Consider the following 8267-nt stretch of genomic DNA (forward strand, 5'->3'; position numbering starts at 1 on the left):
CTCCGTGTCGGATCAGTTTGTTCTGATTTGCTAATATACCAAGTCAATAAAAACTGAACAATTAACGCATCCTCGTCAACCGGGTCCGAACTCCATCCGTATTATAGCAACAGAACTGATTGTTACCCACACTCCATACAGCCAGTCCTCATGGAGCAAGAATGAACCGGATTGCCCATGTGACAATGCTCTAAGCCGGTTTTGCCAGCAGGCCGGTAGCAAGTGATCGGAAGGCCTCAATCGCCTTGGAGAGAACGGCTTTCGGATCGTCGCTGGCTGCAATCCAGAGCGCCGCATTCAGCGCCGCGCCGTTGAGCAATCGCGCGGCGGCTTCCGGGTCAACCGGTTTCAACACCCCTTGCTCGATCAGCTTCGCCATCTTCTGCCGCGACGCTTGCAGACAGCTATTCTGGCTCGGCCATTGTGATGGATCGCCGAGAAATGCCGGTCCATCGAGCAGCACGATGCGCTGGATATCCGGATCGAGCGCCATCTCTATATAGGCCACACCTTCCGCCAGAAGCCCCTCCCACAGATTATCGGCGCGCGCAGCAATCGCTTGCGCACGAGCAGCCATTTCGTTGTCCATTTGGCTAACCACGGCTGCCAAAAGCCCACGTTTGTCACCAAAATTGTGATAGAGCGCACCGCGTGTCAGGCCCACCTCAGCGGTCAATTCATCCATTGAGGCGGCGGCGTAACCTTTTTCCGCAAAAGCTTTCCGGGCCGCTGCAATCAGCTTCACCCGGTTTTCTTCCATCGCCTTGATGCGCAGGTTCACCGCCATTATCACACCCATTTTTATATACGATACGTATATGAATTGACATACAGGCCGTATATGTGCTGTTTAATATACATGGCGTATATCAAATAAACCAACCGCTTGTGAAGCCACCAACGGGTAAATTCTCCCAGCGACCCACGCCGTAACACGACGAAGGAAAATGAGAATGACAAAAAGAGAGGCTATCTTTCCAGCCAACCGCCATGCCCTTTATGAAGCGCACGGTTATTCCGCTGCGATCCGCTCAGGCGATCTGGTTTTCGTCTCCGGCCAGGTTGGAAGTCGCAACGACGGAACACCTGAACCAGACTTTGGAAAGCAGGTTCAGCTCGCTTTCGAAAATCTTGAAGCAACGCTGAAGGCCGCCGGTTGCACCTTCGACGATATCATCGATGTGACCACCTTTCATACCGATCCGGAAAACCAGTTCGAAACCATCATGCAGATCAAGAACCAGATTTTCAGCAATCCACCTTTTCCCAACTGGACAGCGGTTGGCGTCAACTGGCTTGCCGGTTTCGACTTTGAAATCAAGGTCATCGCACGCACAACCGGCAATCTCTGAACCGTTACGCCGGAACGGTCGATCCCGTTCCGGTCACTCCCCACACACCCTCAATTATAATTTGATTTGCAATTCAAATTATTTTATGCCTTAATCATTGCATGATTTCAGACACTTCCCGTTCTCAATTTGGCATTCGTTTTTCACTACTGGCGCGTCGCTGGCGGCGTGCGCTCGACATCCGCCTTGCCGATGCCGGGTTGACTGACGCAACCTGGGTTCCCCTCATTCACCTGCACCAAACCGGTGGCGGCCTAACGCAAAAGGAACTAGCTGCCCTGGTCGGAATTGACGGTTCCAGCCTTGTTCGCCTTCTTGACATTCTATGCCGCCAAGGTCTGGCGGAACGCCGCATCGACGAAAGGGACAGTCGCGCAAGGCTCGTTCATCTGACAGAGCAAGGGCAAAAGCGGGTCGCCGAAATTCGACAGGAACTGGCAAAAGGCGAACAGGAAATGCTTGCCGATCTGTCGGACGAGGACATTGCAACCATACTTCGCAGCTTCGACAGCATCGAGCACCGGCTGTCGCAGATACAATCCGACCGCGAGCAGGACACAGAATAATGAAAACGGACGGATTTATTTCCGGGCGGCGCCACGCCGCCTATAATCTATTGAAACCCCAGCAATTTCGGGAAAGCATTGCCCTTGCTGGCCAGCCTTCGCTGCGAAATTCGGCGCTTGCAGGGCTTCAGGCTGCGGCTACGGTCGCAATCGCCCTTCCGCTCGTCAGCCTTTCTTCCTGGTCGCATCTAATCGGTTTTGCCTCGCTTGGCGCGCTTGTCGCATTGTTTGGCCGGTTTGCCCCGGAGGCCAAACGCGAATGGATCGTTTTCCTGTGCGCGCTCTGCCAGACGCTCGCGGTATTTTTCATGTCGCTCGCCACATGGATCGGCTTGCCCCTGCCCGGCCAGCTTTTGCTGCTGGCACTTTCCGCGGGCATCTTCTCTTTCATAACCGTCACCGGAAAATTCGGGCCGCCCGGCGCGCTCATATTCATCTTCGCCGCCGGGGCCTCGATGGCGCCGGTCGGATCTTTGTACGATGTCTTCGAACGTACTGCTGCGACGGCAATCGTCTCGGCCCTCGCCTGTCTGATCTGCGCCCTGACAGAGAGGTTTCGTCACCGGGCATCGCCTGAGAAGCCGTTTCCATCCGAGCCCCCACGCCCCGCCGTTCATCGGCTCATCGCTGCCGGTCGAATTTCACTAGGCGCGGCGATTGCCGCTCTGACTGCCTACAGTCTGGGCGCTACCCATCCCGCATGGGCGGCCATGGGCGCCGTCGCCGTGATGCAGGGCGCGCATCTGCACATCAGCATGAACCGGGCCTTGCAGCGCATGGCAGGAACGCTTCTCGGCGCCCTGATTACGTGGCTGGTGCTTGCGCAAGCTCCCAGCCTCTGGACCGTCATTGCAATTCTGGCCGGTCTGCAATTGGCCACCGAAGTCATCATCGGCAGCAATTATGCGCTAGGGCAAATTCTGGTAACACCAATGGCGCTTTTGATGACCTATCTGACAACGCCGGGAATGCCCCATGATGGAATGATTTCGGAACGTATCCTCGATACGTTTCTGGGTGCTGCTCTGGCGATCATCTTTGCGGTGGCTTGTTCCAATCGCGATGACCGCATTTTTCTTGCCCAACATAGAGCTCAAAGCTAATCCAGAAAAAGAAAAAGGCGCCTCTCGGCGCCTTCTTGCTAGAGCATTTCCTGTTTTGATTGAACCATAGGAAATGCTCTATCCATTTGTTTTTAAGCATGTCTTCATCCCGAAACCGGTTCCCACTTTCGGGAGACATGCTCTAACTTATCAATCGGCCCAGCCATATCAATATGCACGCGCCGATAAAGCCCGCGATCAGATAGCCCAGCCAGCCGCCGAAAGAAACACCGAGAAATCCGAATATGAAACTCGCTACGGCTGCGCCGATCATACCGAGAATGACATTCATGAATATCCCGGTATTGCTGTTCATGAAATTGGAGGCAATCCAGCCAGCCAGGCCGCCTATGATGATTGCCGCAATCCAGCCAATTCCTGCGCTTCCCATCGGGAACCCTCCTGATTACAATCCGGCGGGTAGTTTACCGCCATTATCCTTGAGTTTCTGGATGACCTGCTTGTGCAGCCAGATATTCATGGTCGCGGAATCGCCCGTGTCACCGGTATAACCCAGCTCCTTGGCAAGTTCCTTGCGGTGGTCCAGACTGCTGTCGAGGCCAAGGGCCTTCATCAGATCGACGATCGAAGTCTTCCAGTTAAGCTTCTGGCCGCTTTTGGCAACTGCAGCGTCCAGAATGGCGCCTATATCGACCGCGCCCGCAGAAGCTGGGGCGGATGCAGAGGGTGCCGGAGCGGCAGCGCTTGTTGAAGCGGTCGGTGTCGGCGCAGGCTGTGCAGCCGTTTCCGTCCTAGGAGTTGCCGCTTGTGCCTGCCCCCAAATGGCGTTCTTGATCTTATCGAAAATCCCCATAATGAACTCCAATCGTTGAAAAATCGAAATGCCCCCAAACTCCCGATTTTTCGTGATCGGAAACCTGGACACAGCAAATCATCCGATGATTCCCGGACAAACGCTCCAAATAAATGAATCTGGAGCCATTTTGTTCCCGACAAAGTTGCGGCTGGGCGTTTTCGCCAAGTTCAGCGCCGCGTTGGCGGGCATTCGGGACCATAAACCCTGAGCGCCAGAATAAATCAGAAGATCTGCACTGGGCATATCGCCAGCTCCAAACACTCCTCTATGTTGTACCACATCCGCCACGAACAAGGGGGGCTGTCGCGTGAACAAGCAGCTTGTTACGTTCAATGCCGGTTCTTCGACCGTGAAGATCGGCGCATTCGCATATGACGGGCCGAAAATTCGGAAGGTATCGAGAGGCGAAATCGATCTGAACGGAGCACCGTTGACCTTTCGGTTGCGCGGCGAAGAAGGAAACCTGAACATTACGCTGTCGGCTACAGGCACCGACGATATAGTCACCATTCTCGAAGAATTGTTCGCAAAGCTGTCGGACCATATCAATCCGGCAAACATTCTGGCCGTCGGCCATCGCGTTGTCTTTGGCGGCGACCAATTCGCTGAACCGATATTGTTAGACGACAAATATATCGACGCTATCGACCGCTTGTCCATGTTCGCCCCGCTTCACCAACCGAAAAGTGTCGCACTGATAAAGGCTATCCGGCACCTCTTTCCGCATCTTGCACAATCAGCTTCCTTCGATACCGCCTTTCATCAGACCATACCGGATACTGTCCGACGTTTCGCAATTCCGCGCGACTTCCATGAGCGTGGGATAAAACGATATGGCTTTCACGGCTTGTCCTACAAATCCATCATCAGCAATTTTTCCCTGCGGGAACCGAAGCTCGCAGGTGGAAAAATCGTTGCTGCCCATCTGGGGAGTGGGGCCAGTTTATGCGCCATGAATGGTGGTAAAAGCGTCGATACCAGCATGAGCTTCTCAACACTTGACGGCATTCCGATGGCCACACGTTGCGGAGATCTCGATCCAGGCGTTCTTCTGCATTTGTTGCAGCAGGAAAATATACAGGCCGATGAGCTTTCCGATCTCCTGTATCATCGCTCCGGCCTGCTCGGAATGTCGGGGCTGAGTGGTGATACGCGTGACCTGCTTGCAAGCGATGACGCACGAGCCCGGGAAACGCTTGCCATCTTCACCGCGCGCATAGCCGGAGAGATCTGCCGCCTTGCGGCCACGCTTGGCGGTCTCGACGCTCTCATCTTCACTGCGGGAATCGGGGAACACCAACCCGCAATCCGTGAGGCGGTCTGCCAGCGCCTCGCCTGGCTCGGTTTTGAAATCGATGCATCTGCCAACGATGCCAGTGCTTTTCGGATCACGAACCGATCATGTCGGGCGGCAGCGTTCGTACTTGCTACCGATGAAGAACAGATCATCGCCTCTGAAACACGAGAGGCCATCCAGAACACTGCAGCAACCGCGCCCCGGCGCGACTGTGTATCAATCAGTGAAGGAGACAGAGCATGAGCAAAGCAACAGCCCACGGCCCCTTGGCACCGCAGCAACTTGCACTGATCGATCGCTATTGGAGAGCCGCAAACTATCTTTCCGTCGGGCAGATTTACCTGATGGAAAATCCCTTGCTGCGCAAAGCGCTGGAGCCGGAGCATATCAAGCCAAGATTGCTGGGGCATTGGGGCACGACGCCCGGCCTCAACTTCATATATGCGCATCTCAATCGCATCATTCAGGAAAGGGATGCCAATGTAATCTACATATGCGGGCCGGGTCACGGTGGGCCGGGCATGGTGGCGAACACCTATCTCGAAGGTTCCTATTCTGAAATATACCCTATGGTAAGTGAAGACGAAGCGGGCATGCGCAAGCTGTTCCGGCAGTTTTCCTTTCCCGGTGGCATTCCAAGCCATGTCGCGCCGGAAACACCAGGTTCCATCCACGAAGGCGGTGAACTTGGATATGCGCTGGTACATGCATACGGCGCTGCTTTCGACAATCCCGGTCTCGTTGTCGCTTGTGTGGTTGGCGATGGCGAAGCGGAAACGGGAACTCTTGCGACCTCGTGGCATTCCAACAAGTTTCTCAATCCGGCCCGCGATGGTGCCGTGCTGCCCATCCTGCATCTGAACGGCTATAAGATCGCAAACCCCACGGTCCTTGCCCGTCTTTCCGATGACGATCTAACCGATCTCTTCAAGGGATACGGCTATGAGCCGTTCTTCGTCGAAGGCAGCGAACCTGAAGTCATGCATCAGAAAATGGCGGCGACGCTCGATACAATCTTCACACAGATCGAGAAGATCAAGAAAAATGCCGATGTCAAATCGTCGGAACGTTCCCGTTGGCCAATGATCATTCTGCGCAGCCCGAAAGGCTGGACCGGACCCAAGGAGGTCGACGGTCTCATCGTCGAGAATTACTGGCGTTCACATCAGGTACCCGTCGCCAACTGCCGTGAAAATGATGCGCATCGCAAAATCCTCGAAAACTGGATGAAAAGCTATGATCCGCAGGACTTGTTTGACGAAAAGGGCGCATTGAAACCTGAACTGCGTGCGCTTGCGCCGAAAGGCGCGTTGCGCATGGGTGCCAATCCGCATGCCAATGGAGGATTACTGCGCAAGGAATTGCATACGCCCGACTTTCGCCAATATGCCGTTGACGTCACTGAACCGGGGTCAACAGACGCTCAGTCGACGAAGATACTCGGCGAATATCTGCGCGACGTGCTTAAGCTGAACGAACCTGAGAAGAATTTTCGCGTGTTTGGTCCAGATGAAACCGCCTCGAACCGTCTCAGCGCTGTTTTCGATGCCAGTGACCGTGTATGGATGGCTGAAACCCTCGACATAGACGATCATCTTTCGGCCGATGGCCGCGTGATGGAAGTGTTGAGCGAGAACCTATGCCAGGGCTGGCTGGAAGGCTATCTGCTGACCGGTAGGCACGGCTTCTTCTCCTGCTACGAGGCTTTCATCCATATCGTTGATTCCATGTTCAACCAACATGCAAAATGGCTGCAGGTTGCGCGCGAATTGGAATGGCGAAAGCCCGTCTCCTCCCTCAACTATCTCCTGACATCTCATGTGTGGCGTCAGGATCATAATGGCTTCTCGCATCAGGACCCCGGTTTCGTCGATCTTGTCGCCAATAAAAGTGCTGACATCATCCGCGTCTATTTCCCACCTGATGCCAATACATTGCTGTGGGTTGGCGACCATTGCCTGAAAACCTGGGATCGTGTGAACGTTATTGTCGCAGGAAAGCAACCCGAACCGCAATGGCTATCCATGGATGAAGCCGTGCGGCATTGCGAGGCCGGTCTTGGTATATGGGATTGGGCCGGAACCGAGGACGGTCTGGAACCAGATATCGTCATGGCCTGCGCGGGGGATGTTCCGACGATGGAAACTCTTGCCGCAGTCGATCTTCTGCGCCAGTCTTTGTCGCATTTGCGCATCCGTGTGGTGAATGTCGTGGATCTAATGGTGCTCCAGTCACCACAACATCACCCGCACGGCCTTGCCGATGACGTGTTCGACCGGATATTCACAACCAACCGACCAGTAATTTTTGCTTATCACGGCTATCCCTATCTTATTCACAGGCTCGTTTACAAACGCACCAACCATCCCAACTTCCATGTGCGTGGCTTCATCGAACAGGGAACAACCACAACTCCGTTCGATATGACGGTCTTGAATGAACTCGACCGGTTCCATCTCGCAATGGAGGCAATCGGACGACTGCCGCTTACTGAAGATATTGCTGCCCCTCTGATAGCTGAATTCGAGGAGAAACTGACACTTCACAAGCGCTATATTCGTGAGCATGGCGAGGACATGCCGGAAATAAAGGATTGGAGATGGCCATACATACAAAATGGACAAGCTGGCTGATCCTGCTCGGAACCGTTCCCGATCTGGCTTGTGGATATCAGATGTCCGGTTCAGCTCACTGGGCAACAAGCCTATACGCGCGATCAAAGCTCGCGCTATCGTACTCTATTGCAAGGTTGGTAGTGCTCCCCATTAGAGCGCCTTTCGGTCTGATTGAATCAGATGGGCGCTCTAACCATTTATTTTGACGCACATCGCAACCGAAAATCGTTTCACAAGTTTCGGGATGCGCTCCAAGTCTCGATTACATTGACCATATTCGAGGGATCAGAAAGCTCCGATAGTTGCGTATGATGCAATACGCGCAGTCGCTTCCCATGCAGAATTTCATTCATAAACGCCAAAACCCCGTGGTGTATGCCACGGGGTTTTGTTGATTTGGTTGCGGGGGCAGGATTTGAACCTGCGGCCTTCAGGTTATGAGCCTGACGAGCTACCGGGCTGCTCCACCCCGCGCCATTGTTTTTATGATGAACCGGTTGGGTATTTTTGCGCGTAT

8 protein-coding genes and 1 tRNA gene are annotated in these 8267 nt (G+C 54.2%); 5 read left to right on the plus strand and 4 right to left on the minus strand.

The window, feature by feature from the left end:
- Positions 1-190: 190 nt before the first annotated feature.
- Positions 191-787 (minus strand): TetR/AcrR family transcriptional regulator, encoded by a 597-nt coding sequence (locus ACYSN1_RS21130; protein ID WP_461727472.1) that lies wholly within the window; start codon positions 785-787, stop codon positions 191-193.
- A gap of 166 nt (positions 788-953) precedes the next feature.
- On the opposite strand from ACYSN1_RS21130, the gene ACYSN1_RS21135 reads away from it, so the two are divergent.
- From ACYSN1_RS21135 to ACYSN1_RS21145, 3 genes are all read left to right on the plus strand, one after another.
- Entirely contained in the window at positions 954-1352 is a 399-nt protein-coding gene (locus tag ACYSN1_RS21135) for a RidA family protein (RefSeq protein ID WP_461727473.1), read from the plus strand.
- A gap of 101 nt (positions 1353-1453) precedes the next feature.
- The gene (locus ACYSN1_RS21140) at positions 1454-1918 is read left to right on the plus strand and encodes a MarR family winged helix-turn-helix transcriptional regulator (protein ID WP_461727474.1); all 465 of its coding nucleotides are present in this window, start codon (positions 1454-1456) and stop codon (positions 1916-1918) included.
- Positions 1918-3021: an FUSC family protein gene (locus ACYSN1_RS21145; RefSeq protein WP_461727475.1), complete on the plus strand. Its 1104-nt coding sequence runs from the start codon at positions 1918-1920 to the stop codon at positions 3019-3021. Before ACYSN1_RS21140 ends, ACYSN1_RS21145 begins: the two co-directional genes overlap by 1 nt.
- A gap of 142 nt (positions 3022-3163) precedes the next feature.
- On the opposite strand, the gene ACYSN1_RS21150 is transcribed toward ACYSN1_RS21145, so the two are convergent.
- A complete protein-coding gene (locus tag ACYSN1_RS21150) occupies positions 3164-3412 on the minus strand; it encodes a GlsB/YeaQ/YmgE family stress response membrane protein (RefSeq protein ID WP_461727476.1) in 249 nt (82 codons plus the stop codon).
- A gap of 15 nt (positions 3413-3427) precedes the next feature.
- Complete coding sequence (locus tag ACYSN1_RS21155) at positions 3428-3835, minus strand: DUF3597 domain-containing protein (protein WP_461727477.1); 408 nt, start codon at positions 3833-3835, stop codon at positions 3428-3430.
- 310 nt (positions 3836-4145) lie between these two features.
- Between ACYSN1_RS21155 and ACYSN1_RS21160 the strand changes: the two genes are divergently transcribed.
- Both ACYSN1_RS21160 and ACYSN1_RS21165 read left to right on the plus strand, forming a co-directional pair.
- Positions 4146-5378, plus strand: a complete 1233-nt coding sequence (locus ACYSN1_RS21160) for an acetate/propionate family kinase (RefSeq protein WP_461727478.1) — start codon at positions 4146-4148, stop codon at positions 5376-5378.
- Positions 5375-7768: a phosphoketolase family protein gene (locus ACYSN1_RS21165; RefSeq protein ID WP_461727479.1), complete on the plus strand. Its 2394-nt coding sequence runs from the start codon at positions 5375-5377 to the stop codon at positions 7766-7768. The genes ACYSN1_RS21160 and ACYSN1_RS21165 overlap by 4 nt, the downstream gene beginning before the upstream one ends.
- Before the next feature lie 379 nt (positions 7769-8147).
- Here ACYSN1_RS21165 and ACYSN1_RS21170 read toward each other — a convergent pair.
- Positions 8148-8224, minus strand: a tRNA-Met gene (locus tag ACYSN1_RS21170).
- Between the last annotated feature and the right edge of the window lie 43 nt (positions 8225-8267).

The sequence above is a fragment of the Brucella sp. LJL56 genome, assembly GCF_054871705.1.